We start from the raw sequence: 19,945 nt of genomic DNA on the forward strand, positions 1-19,945 counted from the left end.
CGTGACCGTCGAACACGTGTCCAAGCGCTTCCGCATGTACCACGAGCGGAACGACTCGCTGAAGAGCATGGTCCTCAGCGGGAAGAAGTCCGTGCACGAGGACTTCTGGGCCCTCAAGGACGTGTCCTTCGAGGTGCCGCACGGGTCGACCTTCGGCCTGATCGGCAAGAACGGCTCGGGCAAGTCGACCCTGCTGAAGTGCCTGGCCAAGATCCTCTGGCCGGAAGAGGGGTCGATCACCGCTCGTGGCAAGCAGGCCTCGTTGCTCGAGGTGGGTTCGGGCTTCCACCCGGAGCTCTCCGGACGCGAGAACGTCTTCCTGAACGGCTCGATCCTCGGGATGAGCCGCAAGGAGGTCGCGCGGAAGTTCGACGAGATCGTCGCGTTCTCCGGAGTCGGGAACTTCATCGACCAGCCGGTCAAGAACTACTCGTCGGGCATGTACGTGCGCCTCGGGTTCTCCGTCGCGGTGGCGGTCACGCCCGAGATCCTCGTCGTGGACGAGGTCCTGGCGGTCGGCGATGCGACGTTCCGCAAACGGTGCCAGACGAAGTTCAAGGAGATGAGGGACGACGGTCGGACCGTCATCCTCGTGTCCCACTCGATGGGCACCGTGAAGGACATGTGTGATCAGGTCGCGTGGCTGAACGAGGGCGAACTGAAGATGATCGGCAACACGAGCGACGTCATCAAGGCGTACGATGCCACCGTCTGAGGCACGGACCCTGTCGGTCTGCCGTCTAGTCTGATGCGGTGCACACCGTCCTGGAAGAGCTGACCGAGTACGCCGACGACCACGGGAACCGCATCGAGTACGCGGGACCGCGCCGAGGCAACGTCCGGATCGAGTTCCGTGGGGCGAACAACGTGGTGCGGATCGCCCCTGGCGCCAGGCTCGGTCGGCTCGTCATCAGCATGGACTGTGACAACGGGCTCTTCTCGATCGGGACGAACAGCGGTGCGCCGTCGTTCGTGGCCAACGTCCGGATCGGCCAGGACTCCTCGGTGATCGTCGGCGACAACACCTCGACGACGGCGAACTGCGTCATCTCGGCGACGGAGGGGACCACCGTCGAGATCGGTGACGACGTCATGATCGCCTCGCACGTGCAGATCCGAGCGGACGACGCGCACCCGATCTTCGACGTCCGGACCGGTCAGCGGGTGAACGTGTCACGATCGATCACGATCGGGGACCACGTGTGGCTGGCCCTCGGAGTCACGGTCCTCGGGGGTGCGTCGGTCGGTCGCGGGTCTGTCGTCGGCACCGGGTCGATCCTGACCTCCAGCATCCCGAACAACTGCATCGCGGTGGGGACCCCGGCGCGGGTCGTCCGTCGGGACGTCGCCTGGGAGCGTCCGCACCTGTCCCTGAAGCAGCCGTTCTACAAGCCGGACGCGTCCACGGTCGAGCGCTCCCCGTTCTGGGAGCTGACCGAAGAGCCCGTCTGATCGTCGTCCGCCCGCAGGGCGGCCGTCGGTTCGACGTGACGCGGCCCGCCGGTGAGCCACTCCATCGCGGTGATCACTCGCTCGGCGTTCCTGCCGTCGCGTGTGACGAAGGTTCGCGCGGCGCGGTCGCGGAAGGTGTCGGAGGGTCGGTAGTCCTGCGCAGCGATCCGGTCGAGCGCACCTTCCACCTCGGCGACCGAACCGGTCACCTCCCCGAACCCGTCGCGCTCGTAGTCGAAGTACCCGCGACGACCACTGTGGGAGCCGCCGAAGAACTCCTTCATGTCGAAGTGGAAGTACACCACGGGCACGTCGATGAACGCGGCGTCGAACGCCAGCGACGAGAAGTCCGTGACGAAGGCGGCCGACCTCGCCAGGACGTCCTGGATGCCGTTCGTCGCGAAGTCGAGGACCTCGACGTCCGGCGGCAGGTCGAAGTCGGACAGGTACGGGCGCAGGAGCGGGTGGGGCATGAGCGCCAGCTTCTTGCCGGTCCTGGCCGCGAGGTCGCGCAGCGACGGCGATGACATCAGCGCCGTGTACTCCTTCGCGAAGCGACTCTCCATGAACCGGTCGTCCCGTTCCCAGGCGCCCGAGCCGGCGACCTGTGCACCGACGAGGTAGTGACGCCAGGTCGGCATCACGAGGATCAGGTCGCGGTGCTGTTCGTCCGTCGAGCGACTCTTCTCGAGCAGGGCGTCGAACCGGGGAAGACCGGTGAGGACGACCTCGTGCTCCGAGAAGATCCACTGTCCGTGACCGGCGATCGCGGCTTTCTCCTGCGGCGTGGACACGACGAACAGGCCGGGCCGCTTCGAGTTGAGCCAGCGGGAGAGGTCGTAGTTGATCACGCCGTGCTGCAGGAAGGTGAAGTGGAAGCGTGGCTGCCCGAACACCTTCGCGGGGAGCGGCTTCGTGACGAAGTCCGCGATGTGGGACGACGCGACGTGCTGCGCGTGCAGCATGAGCTGGACCCACTCGAGTGACCGGAACGCGATCATCCGGAAGCCCTCGTGGTGGAGACGGTCCCAGTCCTTCGAGTCCCGGTTCAACACGAAGTACGCGTTGATGTCCGGCCGGTGCCGGCGCACCCACCGGTAGGCGTGTTCTGCGTTGTCGTTGGCGTCCGTGTCGCGGTCGATGAACACCCAGGCGTCACGGAAGCGCTCTCGAGCGCGACGGGTCCGTGCGAGGGCAGGGGCCACGGAATGGCGGAGCGCAGTCCCGGAGACGGACCGACGTGCGTCGACTGCACGGGCTCGCAGGCCGCGCCAGAAGTGCTGGAGGTTCGTCAGGTCGATCTCGTTCGGGTCCACCACCCTGCGCCGTTGCGACAAGATCTGCGGTTCGAGCTGTCGTCGCGTCAGCGTGGCGTAGTGGTTCGGCACCTCGCCGCGGGCGAAGACCACCTGCTGTCCGTCGACGTGCATCTCGGTGACGTGACCCCGCGGGATCCAGAGGATCCGCCGTCGCACGAGGGGGCGGCCGTAGAACACGAAGTCCTGCACCGTCTCGAACTCGGGGGAGACGGGGTGACCGTCCACCGAGATGTCCTCGTCCGGGATCTCACGGGTGAACCAGTACTGCAACTGCACGAGCTGGTGGGCCTCGTCGACCTGGGCCAGGTTGACGGTGCTCGGCCGGTCGGCGTCGGATCGGTAGCCGACGAGCATGGCGCGCCGCACGGCGAACTCGACCGGGAGGAGGTCGAAGGACCGCACTGCCTCCGCTCCGACCCGTCGGAGGACCTCGGCGGCGAGTTCGTGGAACTCCTCGAACGCGTCGCTGGGTGCCAGGGCCGAGGGGGACCGGATGGCGCGCTCACGCCGGAAGTACCCCACGAGGTCGTAGAGGACGGTGTTCGCGACCCACCGGTCGACGGTGCCGAGCGCCTCGGCCTCGGTGAGGAGTCCGAGGTGGCCGTGTCGGAGGACGTCCGTGTACTTCCGTCGATCCTCGTGACTCGTCTGCATCGTGGAGGATCCGTCTCCCCGCTGACGGTAGTGGTACTTCGCCGAGGCCATCAGGCCGATCCGGTGCAGTCCGTTGCGGAGCAGGTACCGTGCGACGAAGTGTGCGTCCTCGAACGTCGGGCGGACTCGTCCGTCGAACTCGACGCCGGCAGACCCGATCAGGTCGCGCCGCATGAACGCGGCGTTGACGCCGGTCTGCACGATCGGGTCCAGGCGCATGTCGACGATGCGCGATCCCTTCTCGAACCGCCTCCGGGAAGGGTGGTCGTCCTTGAGCGCACCGTCGTCGTCGCGCACGAGCTGGTGCGCCGCGAGCAGCGCGACCTTGTCGGAGCCGTGGAGCTCGATGAACTTCGCGACCTCCTCGAAGTAGCGCGGGTCGAGTTCGTCGTCCGCGTCGACGAACGTCACCCACTGCCCCACGGCACGACCGAGACCCGCGTTGCGCGCCTCGGCGATCCACTCGTTCTCCTGGTGCACGACCGTCACGTCACCCGGGTAGGTGCGGCTCCACTCGTCGAGGAGGTCGCCGGTTCCGTCGGTGGACCCGTCGTCGACGAAGACGAACTGCAGGCGGTCCCGATCGAACGTCTGCTGCTCGATCGAGCGGAGGAGGGTCGGGAGGTACCGGGCCACGTCGTGGGCGGCGGTCACGACGGAGATGAGCGGTGTCGCTCGGCTCGCAGATGTCATCGCTTCGATCGGCTCCCTGGCTTCGTGGGTCACGTGCTGCGATAGTTTAGGGCTGAACTCGAGGGCGGCTCGGCGCGACCTGCGCAACCCGAAGACGGTGAATCCCCGGAGAAGAAGACCGTGACTGAATCGTTCCCCGTGCTGTCCGTCGTCGTGCCGGTCGGGCGGATCGACTCCCGCTTCGCAGAGGCGCTCGGGGCGCTGCGGGCGCAGACGACGGAACGACTCGAGATCGTCCTGGTCCTGGACGGCCTCGGTGCTGCCGCCGCCGACGTCGTGCTCCGCCAGCAGGGCGGGGACCCGCGGATCGTCGTCCTGACCGTCCCCTCACGAGGTGGAGCGGGCAACGCCCGCAACGTGGGCCTGCGCCGAGCGCGCGGCGAGTACGTCGCCTTCGCAGACGCTGACGACCTGGTCCCTCACGACGCGTACGAACGACTGCTCGCCGCGATCGGGACCTCGACCGCCGACGTCGTCAGCGGGCGTGCCGAACAGTTCGGCGAGGACGGCGCCGGCGTGACGTACTGGACGGTGGACGAACCGCTCTGGCAGCACGGCGGCACCGGGTTGCGACTCGCGGACACACCACTGCTCGCTCACGACCACACGCCGTGGAACAAGGTCTTCCGGCGCGCGTGGCTCGTGGGGACGGGGATCACGTTCCCCGTCGACACCACTTGCGAGGACGTGTCGTGGTGGGCGGAGCTCGTGGTCCGGGCCGAGGTGGACGTCCTGCCGGAGGTGGTCTACCGTCACCGCCGGCACGGGGACTCGGTGACGTCCGGCATCGGTCGGGGCGCCGACCTCGACGACTGGACCGCACAGACGAAGCGCGCCGTCGAGACCTACCAGCGTCACGGCCAGCGTGGAGCGCTCGAGGCGGTCGGTCGACGTCTGATCCGCCGCGAGGCCTGGACACGCGTGCGGAGCACCGCGCAGTTCACGCAGCAGGACGCCCGGTCGCTCGTCGAGTTCGTGCGCTGGATGGGGACCTGGACCGACGCGGACGAGTTCGCTCGTCTCAGCTCCTACCCCCGCACCGCTTACGACCTGCTCCGGCACGGCGAACCCGGGCTCGTGTCCGCGTTGGTGCAGACGTTCGACGGCCCGTCACCCGACGCTGTCGAGTCCTGGCGCGCGCTGGCCGAGGACGTGCAGCGTGTGGTGCGCCGGGAGGACCAGTCCGAGGCGCTCTGGCGAGAGCGGTTGTTCGGCCCCGTCCTCGACGCCGCGCAGCGGGGGGAGCGTCTGCCCGTGCCACCGCGGACCGTCGTGGCGTTCTGGGACCACTTCGTCAGGGGCGGGCTCGACGAGCACGAACACGAGATCCTGGCGGCGCTCCGGAGGGATGCGGTGAGTGACGTGGCGTTCCTCCGTCGGAACCGACGGTTGCGGGTCTCGGCGCGGGGGCGCGGCGGCGGCGTCCTCGTGTCGGTGAGCGGACTCGCCGCTCCTGCCGAGACCAGGATGCTCGTGCGGCGCGACGGCGTGCCGGGCAGAGCGGTCGAACGCGTACTCGACAACGGTGACCACGTCGTGCCGACGCAGCTGCGTCGTGGGGACGAGCTGGTCCTGGAGTTCCCCCTCGCGAGCGGGTCGCTGCACCGCGTCAGCGCGGAGTTCCGGCGCTCTCGTGTGTCGCGCGTGCTCGCGGCGGTCGGTTCGAAGGTCCGGGGCGGGCGGTGAGCCCGCAGCTCTCGGTCGTCGTCCCGGTCCACGACGTGGCCCCGTGGATCGGGGAACAACTTGACTGCATCCTCCGGCAGCGCGTCGACCTCGAGGTGCTCGTGGTGGACGATCGCTCGACCGACGGCACGCGGGCCGTCGTCGAGGCGATCGCGGCGCAGGACGACCGGGTACGGGTCCTCGCCCCGCCGTCACCCGGGGGTGCGGTTGCGCGCAACTTCGGCATCGACGCCGCCCGCGGCGAGCACATCGTGTTCGCCGACGGCGACGACCTGGTGCCGGACGGGGCGTACGCGGCGCTCCTCGACGCGATCGAGCAGACCGGTGCGCCGATCGCGATCGGTCGCCACCTCAAGTTCAGTTCCGGCGCCACCTGGGAACCGATGTCCTCGTGGTACGCCGTCGACGAGTCGTCCGTCACGGACCTCGACGAGATGCCCGTCCTGCTCGCGAACCGCGCATGCTGGAACCGTGCCTTCCGGACCGACTTCCTCCGTGCGCGCGGCATCCGCTTCCCGGAGGTCCCGCGGTCGAACGACATCGTGCCGATGGTCCGGGCGCTCGTCGCCGCCGACCGTGTCGCGGTCGTGCCGTCCGTGGTCTACCTGTACCGGGAACGCCCCGGGGCCTCCTCGATGACGGCCCGGTCCTCCGGGGTCGACGGCGTGCTGAGCTACATCGAGCAGGAGATCGAGGTCGCCGGGCTCCTCGCGACGTCCGCGACCCACGTCCGCCGGACCCACTCCCGCGTTGTCCTGGAAGCCGACGGGTACGTGCACCTGGAGCGGTTCCTCCGCAGCCGACCCACGCCGGCCGACACGGAGCGCTTCACCGACGCCGTCACCCGGCTGCTCGCCGCCGTGCCGACCGCCGATCGCGAGAGCGTCCGTGCCGAGCGGCGGATCCTTTGGCACCTGGTGGCGACGGGATCGGCTGCGGTCGCCGTCGAGCTCGCGACACGGAGCCACGACGAGCGGAGCTCCGGGGCGGTCTCCGTCGAGTACCTCCGAGCGTGGGCGGATGCGCTCGAGGCGGTGCGGCCCGGCGACGCACCGGTGTTCCCTCTCGACCGTGCCGCGCTGGTCGACGAGGGGCTGTTCGTTCTCCTGGCGAATCGGGCGGAGCGCACCGACCGCGCGGTGCTCGAGGGGACCGTGGAGCAGCTCGCGTCGGTGTCCGAGGGGGCCGCCGGGTCGACCGAGGTGCTGCGCGCCGTGTCGGACGCCCTGCACCGTCGCGATCCCGAAGGGATCCGGTCGGTCTCGGTCGCCCGGCACCTCGCTCCGGTCGTCGTCGACGCAGCGGATGCGACGACGACGGCCCTGGTGCTGCGCGGGCCGCTTGCGACGACGCTGCCCGAGGCCGTGGTGCTGCAGCTGGTGGCCACCGGACCGGACGGCCGAGAGCGTCCGTTCGCCGTCGATCGCGCCGAGGGCCGGTGGCAGGCTCGGATCGCGAACGACGAGATCGGCCCCGGGCGGCACAGCACCGCGTTCCGTGTCGGGTTCGGCGACCTCGCGGTCACCTTCCCCGTCGTCGTGGCCCGGATGCCGCTGCCACCCGTCGCCGAGCCCGTCCAGCTCCAGCCGCTCGCTGACCGGGCTGACGGTCGACGGTTCGTCATCGATCGCCGATCGCCGAGGCCACCGCTCCTGCGTCGCCTCGTCAGGGCAGCAGGGCGCGCGGTCAGGAGAGCGTGACGCCCGCCGGTTCGGGCGCGGTCCCGGCTCGTGCCATCGTGTCGCCGAGCACCATCCGGTCGAGGTCGGCCATCAGGTCCTGGTAGAACGGTCGGCCGAAGTGCCACGGGGAGACCCCGTACGGGTGATTCCCGTCGGAGTGGTAGGAACGGTCGCGGTTGTCGATCGTGCGGAGCTCGTGGCGTGCGGTGATCGAGCGGTAGAGCGCGTCGTAGCGATCGTTCTCCCGCAGGAGCCGCCGGTAGAGGTCGTCCCGCTTGTCGTTCCCGCGGTACTTGACGAAGTTGAGGTCGCCCGTGCTGGTCTTGTAGTAGGAGCTGTACCGGAAGCAGTTCATGACGAGCGTCGTCGACGGCAGTGCACGCTGCTGCCACGCCACGAGGTCGTCGACCGCCGCTTCGAGGAGGGGGAGGTACTCCGCGTGGGCGTTCGCCATGTGGAGCGGCGTGAAGCCGGAGCCGTCTGCGAAGAAGTCGGTCTTCCGGAAGCTGTTCGGGTTGTTGGTGATGGTCGTCCCACCGACCCGGGCGAGCCCGTACCGGACGTCCGAGTACAGGTCGAAGAGCAGGTAGTCGGGCGCGAACGCCTCGATCTCCGCTCGGTCCGTCTTTGCGATGTCGCGGGCCATGGTGCGCGCACCGTGCTCGTTGACCTTCTCGCCCGGATCGATCGAACGGGCCACGTCGGCGGGGACGGGCTCGGCCAGGAAGCTCACCAGCCCGCTCTGCCAGGCGAGCGGCCCGAGGTCGTAGACGTCCTTATAGTGCGGGTTGTTCCGCGTGATGAACGCCTCTCGGGTGACGCACGAGCCGATGATGGCGACCTTGATCCGTGACAACTTGTCCTCCGTCTCGCCGCGTGGAGTGCGACGAGGACCGATTATGCCGCAGGGTCGGTCGTCCGCGCCGCCCCTGGGATCGTGTCGACGAGGGCGGCGAGGAGCTCGGCGTAGCGCCGTGAGACGTCGAACGGTGCGAGCCGGTGAGCGAACCGCCCCGACCGGTCGCGCTCGGGCAGCGGTTCGGACAAGCGGCGGGCGAGGGACCCGGCGTCCCCTGGTCGGAACCAGCGGATCCACGGTTCGTCCCCGAAGTCGCTGCGGAGGTGTGGCTCGTCCGGCAGGATCGTCGGGACGCCGAAGGTCCCCGCGAGGTGCAGGCTCCCCGAGTTGAGGATCCGCCGGTACGGCAGCACGACCACGTCTGCAGCATCGAACCACTTCTCGACGTCGGCGTCCTCGACGTAGCCGTGGTGTCGGATGGTCTTCAACCCGTCCGGGAGGAGCCCGCCGATGGCGGCTTCGTCCTCCGGGGACGTCTTGCCGGCGAGCATCAGGACCAGGTTGCCGCGGTCCTCCGACCTGCCGAGCGCCTCGAAGAGCACGTCCAGCCCCTTGTACGGACGCACCTGACCGAAGAAGAGGACGGCGCGGTCTCCCTCCCCGAGTCCGAAGTCGGCTCGAGCGCTGGCACGCGACCCCGCCCCGTCGTAGACGCCCTGGTAGCTCGGGTGCGGGATGTGCGCCACCCGGCGCGCGGACAGGTCGTAGAACGGAGCGACAACGTCCGCGGTCCGCGAGTTCAGGACGTGCACCACGTCCACGGTCGCCGCGAGGTAGCGGTTCAACTCGATCTCGAGGTCCTCGTGACGCACGTCGTGGGCGAGCGCGTTGTGCACGGTCCACACCGTGCTGGCGCCCCGGCCACGCGCTGCGTCCACCGCGGTACGGAAGCGACCGAGGCGTTCCGCCGCCTCGGTCCGGTCGTCGGCACGCTGGACGATCGGAGCCGTCCAGTGGACGTGGAGGACGTCCCCGCCTGCGAGCCGTTCGACGTCGCGCTCGAAGCGTTCGAGGCGGGCCGACTCGTGCACGACCCACCCTGTTGCGCGTGGAGCGAGCAGCAGGGTGTTCAGGTAGGGGTTGTCACGGTAGACGGGGAACACCGCGAGTCGACCGCGGTGCGTCCGGGAACCGGTTCCGGGGTGCTCTGTTGCTGCCACCCGAGCGATCCTACGAGGCCCGGAGCGTGTCGGTGGAGCGGCTCCCCAGCGCCCGTACCGGACAATGACCCGGTGCGTGTCGTCCGAGCCCTCCTGGTCCTCTTCGTCGTCCTCGGAGCGCTCGCCGCCTCGCTGATCTCGTTCGATCGCCCGTCCCCGCTGGCATCCGGCACGGAGCCCGCGCGCCCGTTGCGACTGGCCGTGGTGGGCGACTCCCTGAGCGCCGGAGCCTCGCGGTACCTGGGCAACGGGCTCGACGACGGGACCTGGATCACGACCGTCGTCGGCGAGGACGTCGAGTTCGTGGGCGGTTGGGCTCGGTCCGGTGCGACCCCGGAGCGCATGGCGGAGCACGTGCGCCCGGTGGCGGACGTCGACGTGCTCGTCATCCTCGCCGGGACGAACGCGGTCCGACTGCACCGCAGCCTCGCCGACGAAGCAGCCTCCTACCGGAGCATCGTCGAGACGGTGCGACCGCGGTCGGTCCTCGTCGCGGCGATCCCGCCGTACCGCTGGCAGCCGGCCGCGGCCGTGGAGTACAACCGCGATCTCCGAGAGTTGACGCGCGAAGAAGGGTGGGCGTGGGGGGACCCGTGGGGCTTCGCACGCGACGGGTCCGGCTGGGTCCCCGGCGTGAGTGCGGACGGCACACACCCGGCCGGCCCCGCGCAGTACCGTCGGCTCGGGCTGGCGATGCGGGAGCTCATCGAGGGAGTGGACGAGCGCGACGACGTCGTCCTGGCCGCGGAGTGACCGCGACGCGCCCGTGACGGACGTGACGTCGTGACCTCCGTGCTGCTCGGTACCATCGAAGGATGTTCAGATCACGTGCGCGGGTCACGCCCGATGCGACCCTGACGTTCGCCGTGTCGGGGGACTCCATCACGTCCAGGCCCGACTCGTGGCGTGATCAGCTCGGCGACCGCCGTCTGCGTCTCGTCGGTGGGTTCGCCGAGGACGGGGCCACGTCCGAGCGGGCGTTCGGTCAGGTGCGTCGATCGATGGCAGACGTGCTCGTCGTGATGCTCGGGATGGAAGACGTGCGCGAGAGCGTGCCGGCGGAGACGGTGAAGACGAACATCGAGAAGATCGTGCGGTTCTCGGAGTGCCGGACCGCGCTGCTGTGCCTCGTCCCGCCGAGCAACCACAGCGACGGACCGGTGAACCGACGCGCGAACGGCGTGGTGGCCAACCGTCACCTGTTCGACCTGGGGGCGAAGCAGGGCTGGATCGTCGCCGACCCGTTCGCGTTCGCGCGGGCGTCCAACAACTCGTGGGGTGGCGGCTCCAGCGACGACGGGACGCACCCGCTCCCGCACGTCTCCGCCGAAGCCGCAGTCCGCATGCGGCTGTTCATCCGACAGGCGGCCGCGACGGTCGACCTGAACACCAAGGCGGGCGCCGTGGCGCGACCGGCAGGGGTTCGGGTCCGCTGACCGCAGCGACCACGGTCCGTGCGTGATCGGGAGCTGATCGGCCGGACCGGCTCAGTCGTGCGTGGCGACCACGTACTCGGCCTCGTGCAGGACGGAGCAGAACGCCCGCCCGGCGTGGTCGAGCGCGTCGCGCCGACTGATGACCGCGTCGCACACCGCGCACCTGGTCGTGAAGGTCGACCGCACCGCATCGGAGAGAAGGGACATGCGGACATCCTGCGCGCCGGAGGTGAACGGCAGGCTTCGCCCACCTCCGAGCCGGGTGAACGATCCCGAAGAACCCGCCGCGGACGCGAGCGAGACTCGCGTCAGGACCCTCCGAGCGCCTCGATGACCCGGTCCGCGGAGCCGGACACCACGGCGGCGAAGTCCTGCTCGGTGGCGATCTGCCCCGCAGCGAGCCACACGACGTTGCGGGCGCCGGGTTGCGGCACCCACACCGGTCCGTCGCCGGGGCCGCCTACCAGGACCGTGACATCGTCGAGCGACGCCGATCCCCGGTACCAGGACGTCGGCACGTCCACCTGCACGTCGTGCCCGGCTGCTGCGAGCCGGCCGAGGAGCGCGGTCACGTCGTCGCTGCGGGAGCCGTCGTGCTTCACCGCGATCCGCAGCGCCGCGCCGGCCGCTTCCCGGTGGTCGCGGACGACGAGGGGCCGCGAGGACCGCACCATGACGGCGTGCCCCTTCGGCAGCCCCGGCTCGACGCCGAGCCAGCGCAGGCCTGCCGCCTCGTACCGCGGGGCGGCGTCGGCGTCGGGGTAGCGTCCGCGCCAGCGTTCGTCGAAGACGCGCCGGTTGTCGATCCGGGCGTCGTCGCGTCCGGGGGAGCGGCTCTCGTGGTGGACGACCACGGAGGACGGCACGACGGCGAACGACGAGCCGGTCGGGGACGACGCCAGGGCGCGGAGGCAGAGGTCGACGTCCTCGAGCCCGTTGGCGTACACCGGGTCGAACCCGTGCCAGCGGATCAGGTCGGCGGCGCGGAAGGCGGCTGCAGCTGCGGTGATCGCCGAGAAGCGGCGGGCCGACGGGTCGGCGAACGCCCGCGATGCGTCGTACCGGGGGTGGTCGCCGAGGAAGTGCCACGGCAGCACCTTGTTGCCGCCGAAGACGGTGCCGGCGGCCTGCACGACGCCGTCCGGGTAGACGAGCAGCGGCTGCGTGCCGAGGACGGTCGGGTCGGCGAGCGCGGCGACGAGGGGGCGGAGCCAGCCGGTGGTCACCTCGGTGTCGTTGTTGAGCATGACGACGGTCGCGCCGGTCGAGCGTGCCAGTCCGAGGTCGCTGCCGAGCCCGAAGTTCCGGTTCCGGTCCTCGCGCTGCAGGACCACCCGCGGCTCGTCGCCGAACCACGTGCCGAGCACGGCGCTGACGGAGCGCGGCGATCCGTTGTCGACGACGACGACCTCGACGTGGTCGCCGTCGTGGTCGGCCGCGCTCAGCACGGCGTCGACGGCACGGCGGGTCATTGTCCAGTCGCGGAACACGGGCATGACGACCGACACGAGGTCGGCGTCGCGGTCCGGTGCCGCCCCGGCGAGCGCGTCCCAGTCGATGCGGTGGCGCGCGAGTGCGACCTCCTGCCACGACGCGGGCTGCGCGGACGACACCCGTCGCGGGTCGCGGACGTTGTCGTAGTCGACACCGATCACCGGCACGTACGCGGGCACACCGAAGCGGGCACCGATGCGGAGCAGCCACTCCCAGTCGATCCAGCGCCGGAGGGTCTCGTCGAAGGGACCGACCGCCGCGGCGACGTCCCGGCGCACGACCAGGGCGTTGAGGTCGATGAAGTTGCCGGCGAGCAGGTCCGCGAACGTGCCGTCCTCGCCGCGGTACGTCTCGACCGGCGCGGTGGAGTCGTCGGCGTTGTTCGCGCCGATCATGCGCACGCCGGTGTGCACGCCGGGGCCGCCGGTCTCGAGCAGGACGGCGAGGGCGGCGGACAGGTGCGCGGGGCGCCAGGTGTTGTCGGCGTCGAGGAACGCGACGAAGTCGCCGCGGACGGCGGCGAGCCCGGTGTTCCGGGCAGCGCCGGCGCCGCCGTTCTCGCGCTCGAGCAGCCGGATCCGGGGGTCGCCCTCGGCTCGGCGCCGGACGACGTCGACGGTGTCGTCCCCGGACCCGTCGTCGACGACGAGCAGCTCCCAGGTGGTGTGCTCCTGCGCGCGGACGGAGTCGATGGCCGCGCCGACGACGTCGGCTCGGCGGTGCACCGGCATCACGACCGACACGAGGGGATGCTCGGCGGCACGTCGCGCCGCGCCGCGCGGCGTGCGGGCGAGGACCTCGGTGGCGTCGGGGCCGTCCCAGGTCGTCCGGTAGCGGCGCCGGGTGCGGTGCTGCGCCTCGGCGAACGCGCGGGCCGCCGACACGGCTGATGCGCGCGCGGCGCCCCAGGTGGGTGCCGGGCCGCGTCGGCCGGGAGGCGCGGGGAGCGTGGTCGTGTCCGTCGCGTTCCGCAGGAAGTGGCGGAGCGCGTCGAGGGTGGACGACGGGCGGTCAGCCTCCGGCAACGAGGCGGCGTACACACCGGCGTCGAACAGGGGGCCGGTCTGGAAGAGCTCGGGGCCCTCCTGGTGCAGGGCGTCGTACCAGGACATCGTCGGCACGGGCTGGTGCTCGCGCATCCACTCGTGCTCGACCAGCGGGCTCAGGGAGAGCCCGCGCCGGCCGTCGTTGTGCACGTAGAAGGCGATCGCCTCGTCGTCGCTCGCGAACGTGCGGCCGGTCTGCGCCTCGAGGTACGCGCGGTCGGTGATCCCGAACTCGGCGATGCGGCGCGCCCAGCGGTCCAGCCGATCGGTGACGGTCAGGGGCTTCTCGGGGCCGCGGAGTCCGCGGGCGAGTCGCCGTGCGACCCGGCCGAGCCCCCCGTTCTCGGCCATCAGCGACGCCCCGGCAGCCGCGCGGCGACCTTGGCGATCGCGTTGCCGGTGCGGAACGAGCGGCTGGCCCGCAGGTCGTCGAGCTCCCTCCGCAGCCGGGCGACCTCGTCGGCGGTGCCGGCGGCGGCGCTGTCGGCGGCGACCAGGTCGAAGGGCAGCATCGCCGCCCGACGCGCTTCGAGTGCGGCCGCGATGCCGTCGACGGGGGCCATCAGGCTGTTCTCGACGCCTTCGCGCGCCGACTCGAGCTCGTCGATCCCGGTGACCTCGGCGAAGCGGTCGACGAGCGCCGCCAAGACGTCGCCGCCGGTGCGGTGCACGCGGGACGACCACGGAGCACTCGGGGTGTCCGTGCGCACGATCACCCAGTGCAGGGCGCGGCGGTTCGCCAGGACGAGCGCCGCCGGCGACGGGTCCACCATGATCGTCAGCGTCACGAGGTCGTCCGGGTCCGGGTCGTCGGCCGTGACCGTCCACGTGGCAGGGGCCGACGTACCGGCGGGGAGCCGGGCCTCCACCGCGAAGCCGTCACCGAACGCGAGGTCGACCTGCCGAACCCACGCCGCGGCGTCGTCGACGTACCGCAGGTCGACCGCCAGCCGCGCTGCCGGACCGGCCGGCACGAGCACGTCGGCGAACCGCTCTGTGGCCGTCGTGCCGTGCCGCTGGTAAGCGGCGACGGCGTCGGGCAGGAACGGGTACCGACGCTCGAGCTCCCGCTGGTGCGCCGCTCGGAGCGCGTTCCGGTTACCCGAGAAGCTCTTGCCGCCGGCGTGCAGGACGAGCGCGCGGTTCGCGATCTTCGCCAGCCAGCCGTGCGCGGCGATGCGCAGGCAGTAGTCGTTCTCCTCGCCGTAGCCGGGCGCGAAGGCCTCGTCGAACAGGCCGTGCTCGGTGACGAGCGACCGGCGGGTGAGGAAGCAGAAGCCCATCGCGACGGGCATCACCTGCGAACGGGGCAGCAGTGGCGCGATCTCGGCCCAGACCTCGCGGGTACGGGCCTCGGTGCGAGCGGCCCCGCGGTTCGTCAGCCGGTAGGGGATGCTCGCGATCGTCGCGTTGTCGCTCCGTGCGGTGACGACGCCGGTGCGGTCCTCGTCGAGCACCTCGAGCATCGCGTCGAGGAAGCCCGCAGTCGGCACCGCGTCGCTGTTCAGCAGGAGCACCGCCTCGTCCTCGGCGCCGGTGTCGAGCTCGAGCACGGCGCGGTTGCAGGTGCCGACGAAGCCGAGGTTGCGCTCGTTGCGCTCGTACCGGAAGCCGGCGTGTCCGGCGACGCGCTCGAGCACGGCACGCTCGATGGTGTCCGCGTCCGGCCCGCAGTCGTTGAGCAGCAGCACCCGGTGCACACCGGTGTCGAGGTGCTCGAGGAGGCCGTCGACGCACCGCAGCAGCGACTCGAGGTCGCCGTAGATCGGCACGACGACGAGGGTGGGACGGGTCATCGGGCGGTCTCCTCGTGGGTGAGGGCTGCGGCGAGGGCGGCGACGGCCGCGTCGAGCGGTCCGCCGAGCCGGTCCCCGGCGAGCGGGGTCCAGCCGGTGGGGCCGTCGGCCGCGGCGCGTCGGACGGCGTCCGCGACGGCGAGGCCGAGGGACCGGGCGTCCGCGGGGACCGCGGCGAGGTTCGGGTGCAGGTCGCCGCGCGTGCCGCGGAACTCGTTCGTCACGACCCGGGCACCCGAGACCGCGCCGTCGAACGGCGGGTGGCTCGGGTGCGGGCTGTGCTGCAGCGAGAGGACGACGTTCGTCGACGTGATGAAGCGGAAGTAGTCGTCCCACGGCATGGTGCCGTGCGACACGAGCTTCACGTCGCCGCGTCCGCCGTCGAGTTCGACGTCGCCGTGCTGCTCGCCCGCCGAGTGGAACTCGACCCGGATGCCGTCGGACGCGAGCTCCTGCACGGCCACGCGCAGGGCGGCGACCCCGAGACGGAACAGGTTGCGGTGCTTGCTCGGGCGGCCGTAGAACAGGACCCGGACGACGTCCTCGTGCTGCCGCGCTGCTGCCACGCGCTCGAGCAGGTCGAGGTCCAGGTGCGGCGCGAAGGTCTGGTCGCTCCCGACGTCGAGCCCCTCCACGTCGGCGAGGTACCGGCGCAGGGGCTCCGAGTTGACGAGCATGCGGAACCCGGCGCGGTAGGTCGAGGCGGCGACGGCGTACTCCGTCGACCACGGACTGAACCCGGGCTCGTAGTCCTGCACCAGGTAGACGACGTGCTCGCGGGGGACCACCCCGGCGGTGACGGCGACGTCGAGCGGGTGCGCGGTCTTCCAGTGCGTCGCGATCCAGACGTCGTCGCGGCCGAACGTGGTGTCGAGGACGTCCTCGCGGCGGACGACCCGGACGCCGGGACGGCCCTCGACGCGGGACTCGGGGAACCGGTCGGCGATGAGCGCCTCGGCCGCGGCGGCGCTGTTGCCCGGCGTCGTCCACCGCACCATCACGACGCGCACCGGCCGGTCCAGCTGCCCGCCGAGGGCGAGCGCCACCGCGATGGCGGTCTGCACACCGGCGAACGCGGCGCCCTCGCGCAGCTCGTCGACGACGAGCACCACCTCGGGGGCGCGGTCGACGGTGGTGATGCCGGCGATCGCCAGGCTCGTCTCGACCAGTCCCTCGAACGGTCGTGCGGTCAGCGGTGCCCGGTCGCGCTCACGGCGGGCGACGCGGACGTCCACCCGGGACACCGTGCGGCCCAGTCGTTCCCGGACGTCGTTGCGGTAGTGGCCGTCCCGGGCGTAGCGCTCGTTCACCCGGACGAGGTCGCTCACGAGGCGCCGTGCCTTCTCGAAGTTCATCGGCGCTCACGTTACCGGGGGACGCCGGGCGCCCTCGGTAGGCTTGCCCCCTGATGATGCAGCGAATCGACCTCCGCGGTGGCCTCCCCGCCCGCGCCGACCTCCTCCGCCTCATGCCCCGCGCCGTCGGCGACGTCTCGCACGCGGTGGACGCCGCGCGTGAGCTCGTGGACGCCGTGCGCGAGCACGGGGCGTCGGCACTGCGCGAGCAGGCCGAGCGCTTCGACGGGGGAGCCCCCGAGCACGTCCGGGTCCCCGCCGCCGACATCGCCGCCGCCGTCGCCGGCCTGACCCCCGCCCTGCGAGGAGCCCTCGACGAGGCGATCCGCCGGGTCCGGGCCGCGAGCGCCGCACAGGTGCCCGCAGCCGCGGTCACGACGCTCGCCGACGGCGCCGAGGTGCACCAGCGCTGGCAGCCGATGCGCCGCGTCGGGCTGTACGTACCCGGCGGCAAGGCCGTGTACCCGTCGAGCGTCGTCATGAACGTCGTGCCGGCGCAGGTGGCCGGTGTCCGGTCGATCGCCCTCGTGTCGCCGCCGCAGCGCGACCACGGCGGCGCGGTGCACCCGACGATCCTCGCGGCCGCCGGGCTGCTCGGGATCGACGAGGTCTACGCCATGGGCGGCGCCGGCGCGATCGGCGCGCTGGCGTACGGCGTGGCCGAGCTCGGCCTCGACCCGGTCGACCTCGTCACCGGTCCCGGCAACAACTACGTCGCCGCTGCCAAGCGCATCGTGCGCGGCACCGTCGGCATCGACTCGGAGGCCGGCGCCACCGAGATCCTCGTCATCGCCGACGAGACCGCCGACCCCGGGTTCGTCGCGGCGGACCTCGTCAGCCAGGCCGAGCACGACGAGCAGGCCGGCAGCGTGCTGGTGACGACGTCGGCGACGTTCGCCGACGCGGTGGAAGCAGCCATCCCGGAACGCACGGCGGTGCTCGGGACGGCCGCGCGCCTCCAGACCGCGCTCGACGGCCCGCAGTCCGCGATCGTCCTCGTGGACTCGCTCGCCGACGCGGCGACCGTCAGCAACGCGTACGGCCCGGAGCACCTCGAGATCCAGACCGCGGACGACGACGCCGTGCTGGCCGACATCGACGCGGCCGGCGCGGTCTTCGTCGGACCGAGCACACCCGTCAGCCTCGGCGACTACCTCGCCGGATCGAACCACGTCCTGCCGACGGGCGGGCAGGCGCGCTTCGGGTCGGGGCTCTCGGCGTCCACGTTCCTGCGTCCACAGCAGGTCGTGCGGTACACACCGGCCGCACTGCGCGAGGTCGCCGACGACATCGTGGCGCTCTCGACCGAGGAGCAGCTCCCCGCGCACGGCGCCGCCGTGACGGAACGCACGAACCGATAGCCTGGGACCGACATGTTCTGCCCCTTCTGCCGCCACCCGGACTCCCGCGTCGTCGACTCGCGGACGAGCGACGACGGTACCTCGATCCGTCGACGCCGCCAGTGCCCGAACTGCGGGCGTCGCTTCTCGACCACCGAGACCGCGTCGCTCAACGTGGTGAAGCGCAACGGCGTCACCGAGCCCTTCAGCCGCGACAAGATCGTCTCCGGTGTGCGCAAGGCCTGCCAGGGGCGCCCCGTCACCGACGGCGACCTGGCGGTCCTCGCCCAGCGCGTCGAGGAGACCGTGCGGTCGTCGGGGTCGAGCCAGATCGACGCGAACGACATCGGGCTCGCGATCCTCGCGCCGCTGCGGGAGCTCGACGAGGTCGCCTACCTGCGTTTCGCGAGCGTCTACCAGGCGTTCGAGTCCCTCGAGGACTTCGAGGACGCCATCGGTCAGCTCCGCCGCGACCACCACGCAGCCGGCGCGTCCGCCGTCGCTCCCACCGCAGGCGCTGACGCGTGAACGGCGTCGTGGAGCGCCTGGTCCGGAACGGGTACGCCGCCGTCTTCCGGTCCGTCTTCGCGAACATGGACCCAGAGCGGGCCCACCACATCGCGTTCGCCGTGATCAAGACGGTGCCGCACGTGCCGTTCGTCGGCGGCCTCGTGGAGCGGTACTGCCGCCCGTCAGCGGCCGACGGCATCACGACGATGGGGATCCACTTCCCGTCGCGCTTCGGCCTCGCCGCCGGCTTCGACAAGGACGCCAAGGGCATCGGCGGCCTCGGCGTGCTCGGGTTCGGCCACGTCGAGGTGGGCACCATCACCGCGAAGCCGCAGCCCGGCAACGAGCGACCGCGCCTGTTCCGGCTCATCGCCGACCGCGCCCTCGTCAACCGGATGGGCTTCAACAACCACGGCGCCGCCGCCGCGGCACGCCACCTCGAACGGGCCCGGCGCAACCCCGGCCGCCCGGTCATCGGGGTGAACATCGGCAAGAGCCGGGTCGTCGCCGTCGAGGACGCGATCGACGACTACCTCGAGTCCGCCCGCCGCCTCGCGCCCTTCGCCGACTACCTGGCGGTCAACGTCAGCTCGCCGAACACGCCCGGCCTGCGAGGCCTGCAGGAACTCGACCAGCTCCGTCCGCTGCTCACCGCCGTGCGCGACGCCGCGGGCACCGTGCCGGTGCTCGTGAAGATCGCGCCCGACCTGACCGACGAGCAGATCGACGCCATCGCCGGCCTCGCGGTCGAGCTCGGTCTCGCCGGGGTGATCGCGAACAACACCACGATCGCGCGCACCGGCCTGACGACCCCGACGGAGCAGGTCGAGGCCATGGGCGCAGGCGGTCTGTCGGGTGCGCCGATCGCCGCCCGCTCGCTCGAGGTCCTGCGCCGCGTCCGTGCTGCCGTCCCCGCCGACTTCTGTGTCGTCGCGGTCGGCGGCGTCACCACCGAGCAGGACGTGCAGGACCGCATCGACGCCGGCGCGACGCTCGTGCAGGGCTACACGGCGTTCCTCTACGAGGGGCCGACCTGGGCGGCCCGGATCAACCACCTGCGCCGTCGTCGGCTGCGCCGCGCCGCGCGCTGACGAGGAGCGGGGCCGGCGCCTTCGCGCGGCGCGGCGCGTTCGCCGAGTGAGCAGAAGACGTCGGGTCGGGGTAGCTCATCCGACGTCTTCTGCTCACTCGGTGCAGCAGGTAGGGCGCGACGCCCGTTGCGGTGGTCGACCCGTCCGCCCACCGGACGGGAGGCCCGTGGCGGCGCCGCGCCGTGCCTCCCGTCCGTCACGGCGCGCGCTGGGCGCCCCGCGCGTCCGCGCTCTTGCCCGCGCTGAGGGCCGTGTCGCGCGGCCAGCGCGCTTCGTGAGCAGAAGATGTCGAGTGGGGGCCGTCGACCCGACATCTTCTGCTCACCAGATGCCGCACGCGGCCCGCGACGCCCCCACCGGCTCCCGCACACG

At 71.6% G+C, this 19,945-nt stretch carries 16 protein-coding genes; 9 read left to right on the forward strand and 7 right to left on the reverse strand.

The window, feature by feature from the left end; genetic code table 11:
• Window position 1: 1 nt before the first annotated feature.
• Both BIU94_RS04330 and BIU94_RS04335 read left to right on the forward strand, forming a co-directional pair.
• A complete protein-coding gene (locus tag BIU94_RS04330) occupies window positions 2–715 on the forward strand; it encodes an ABC transporter ATP-binding protein (protein ID WP_071290555.1) in 714 nt (237 codons plus the stop codon).
• A gap of 38 nt (window positions 716–753) precedes the next feature.
• Entirely contained in the window at window positions 754–1,452 is a 699-nt protein-coding gene (locus BIU94_RS04335) for an acyltransferase (RefSeq protein WP_083404577.1), read from the forward strand.
• Here the strand turns inward: BIU94_RS04335 and BIU94_RS04340 are convergent.
• On the reverse strand, window positions 1,386–4,118 hold the full coding sequence (locus BIU94_RS04340) for a CDP-glycerol glycerophosphotransferase family protein (RefSeq protein ID WP_071254564.1): 2,733 nt from the start codon (window positions 4,116–4,118) through the stop codon (window positions 1,386–1,388). The two genes, BIU94_RS04335 and BIU94_RS04340, sit on opposite strands and share 67 nt — an antisense overlap.
• 120 nt (window positions 4,119–4,238) lie before the next feature.
• On the opposite strand from BIU94_RS04340, the gene BIU94_RS04345 reads away from it, so the two are divergent.
• Both BIU94_RS04345 and BIU94_RS04350 read left to right on the forward strand, forming a co-directional pair.
• Window positions 4,239–5,804, forward strand: coding sequence for a glycosyltransferase (locus tag BIU94_RS04345; protein WP_083404578.1), 1,566 nt, complete (start codon window positions 4,239–4,241; stop codon window positions 5,802–5,804).
• On the forward strand, window positions 5,801–7,504 hold the full coding sequence (locus tag BIU94_RS04350; protein WP_071254568.1) for a glycosyltransferase family 2 protein: 1,704 nt from the start codon (window positions 5,801–5,803) through the stop codon (window positions 7,502–7,504). The genes BIU94_RS04345 and BIU94_RS04350 overlap by 4 nt, the downstream gene beginning before the upstream one ends.
• Here the strand turns inward: BIU94_RS04350 and BIU94_RS04355 are convergent.
• Window positions 7,491–8,342, reverse strand: a complete 852-nt coding sequence (locus BIU94_RS04355) for a DUF6270 domain-containing protein (protein ID WP_071254570.1) — start codon at window positions 8,340–8,342, stop codon at window positions 7,491–7,493. The genes BIU94_RS04350 and BIU94_RS04355 overlap by 14 nt on opposite strands.
• Before the next feature lie 41 nt (window positions 8,343–8,383).
• Window positions 8,384–9,505 carry a glycosyltransferase gene (locus tag BIU94_RS17720; RefSeq protein ID WP_175472189.1) on the reverse strand — a complete coding sequence of 374 codons (1,122 nt, stop codon included), beginning with the start codon at window positions 9,503–9,505 and terminating at the stop codon, window positions 8,384–8,386.
• 72 nt (window positions 9,506–9,577) lie between these two features.
• Here BIU94_RS17720 and BIU94_RS17725 point away from each other — a divergent pair, with 72 nt between their 5' ends.
• Together BIU94_RS17725 and BIU94_RS04370 are read left to right on the forward strand one after the other, a co-directional pair.
• Complete coding sequence (locus BIU94_RS17725; RefSeq protein WP_071254574.1) at window positions 9,578–10,258, forward strand: SGNH/GDSL hydrolase family protein; 681 nt, start codon at window positions 9,578–9,580, stop codon at window positions 10,256–10,258.
• Window positions 10,259–10,320: 62 nt separating this feature from the next.
• Complete coding sequence (locus tag BIU94_RS04370) at window positions 10,321–10,941, forward strand: SGNH/GDSL hydrolase family protein (protein WP_071254576.1); 621 nt, start codon at window positions 10,321–10,323, stop codon at window positions 10,939–10,941.
• Window positions 10,942–10,992: 51 nt separating this feature from the next.
• On the opposite strand, the gene BIU94_RS17730 is transcribed toward BIU94_RS04370, so the two are convergent.
• The 4 genes from BIU94_RS17730 to BIU94_RS04385 all read right to left on the reverse strand — a co-directional run bounded on the left by BIU94_RS17730 (window position 10,993) and on the right by BIU94_RS04385 (window position 16,632).
• Entirely contained in the window at window positions 10,993–11,148 is a 156-nt protein-coding gene (locus BIU94_RS17730) for a hypothetical protein (protein ID WP_175472190.1), read from the reverse strand.
• A 101-nt stretch (window positions 11,149–11,249) separates the two neighbouring features.
• Window positions 11,250–13,832, reverse strand: a complete 2,583-nt coding sequence (locus BIU94_RS04375; protein ID WP_071254578.1) for a glycosyltransferase family 2 protein — start codon at window positions 13,830–13,832, stop codon at window positions 11,250–11,252.
• On the reverse strand, window positions 13,832–15,277 hold the full coding sequence (locus BIU94_RS04380) for a glycosyltransferase family 2 protein (RefSeq protein ID WP_071254583.1): 1,446 nt from the start codon (window positions 15,275–15,277) through the stop codon (window positions 13,832–13,834). Before BIU94_RS04380 ends, BIU94_RS04375 begins: the two co-directional genes overlap by 1 nt.
• Window positions 15,274–16,632: a hypothetical protein gene (locus BIU94_RS04385; protein ID WP_071254585.1), complete on the reverse strand. Its 1,359-nt coding sequence runs from the start codon at window positions 16,630–16,632 to the stop codon at window positions 15,274–15,276. The genes BIU94_RS04380 and BIU94_RS04385 overlap by 4 nt, the downstream gene beginning before the upstream one ends.
• A 53-nt stretch (window positions 16,633–16,685) precedes the next feature.
• Between BIU94_RS04385 and hisD the strand changes: the two genes are divergently transcribed.
• From hisD to BIU94_RS04400, 3 genes are read left to right on the forward strand one after another with little or no spacing between them, the layout of a single operon-like run.
• Window positions 16,686–17,993 carry a histidinol dehydrogenase gene (gene hisD, locus BIU94_RS04390; RefSeq protein ID WP_071254587.1) on the forward strand — a complete coding sequence of 436 codons (1,308 nt, stop codon included), beginning with the start codon at window positions 16,686–16,688 and terminating at the stop codon, window positions 17,991–17,993.
• Between the two features lie 12 nt (window positions 17,994–18,005).
• Window positions 18,006–18,500 (forward strand): transcriptional regulator NrdR, encoded by a 495-nt coding sequence (gene nrdR / locus BIU94_RS04395; RefSeq protein ID WP_071254589.1) that lies wholly within the window; start codon window positions 18,006–18,008, stop codon window positions 18,498–18,500.
• Entirely contained in the window at window positions 18,497–19,573 is a 1,077-nt protein-coding gene (locus tag BIU94_RS04400) for a quinone-dependent dihydroorotate dehydrogenase (RefSeq protein WP_083404579.1), read from the forward strand. The genes nrdR and BIU94_RS04400 overlap by 4 nt, the downstream gene beginning before the upstream one ends.
• Window positions 19,574–19,945: the final 372 nt, after the last annotated feature.

This window comes from Curtobacterium sp. MMLR14_006 (assembly GCF_001864985.1).
Taxonomy (GTDB): Bacteria; Actinomycetota; Actinomycetes; order Actinomycetales; family Microbacteriaceae; genus Curtobacterium.

What these genes read in the sequence shown, in the direction of transcription:
- BIU94_RS04340 (WP_071254564.1), bottom strand. Translation starts at nt 4,118, where the DNA reads ATGACATCTGCGAGCCGAGCGACACCGCTCATCTCCGTCGTGACCGCC.
- BIU94_RS04370 (WP_071254576.1), top strand. Translation starts at nt 10,321, where the DNA reads ATGTTCAGATCACGTGCGCGGGTCACGCCCGATGCGACCCTGACGTTC.
- BIU94_RS17730 (WP_175472190.1), bottom strand. Translation starts at nt 11,148, where the DNA reads ATGTCCCTTCTCTCCGATGCGGTGCGGTCGACCTTCACGACCAGGTGC.
- BIU94_RS04375 (WP_071254578.1), bottom strand. Translation starts at nt 13,832, where the DNA reads ATGGCCGAGAACGGGGGGCTCGGCCGGGTCGCACGGCGACTCGCCCGC.
- BIU94_RS04380 (WP_071254583.1), bottom strand. Translation starts at nt 15,277, where the DNA reads ATGACCCGTCCCACCCTCGTCGTCGTGCCGATCTACGGCGACCTCGAG.
- BIU94_RS04385 (WP_071254585.1), bottom strand. Translation starts at nt 16,632, where the DNA reads ATGAACTTCGAGAAGGCACGGCGCCTCGTGAGCGACCTCGTCCGGGTG.
- hisD (WP_071254587.1), top strand. Translation starts at nt 16,686, where the DNA reads ATGATGCAGCGAATCGACCTCCGCGGTGGCCTCCCCGCCCGCGCCGAC.
- nrdR (WP_071254589.1), top strand. Translation starts at nt 18,006, where the DNA reads ATGTTCTGCCCCTTCTGCCGCCACCCGGACTCCCGCGTCGTCGACTCG.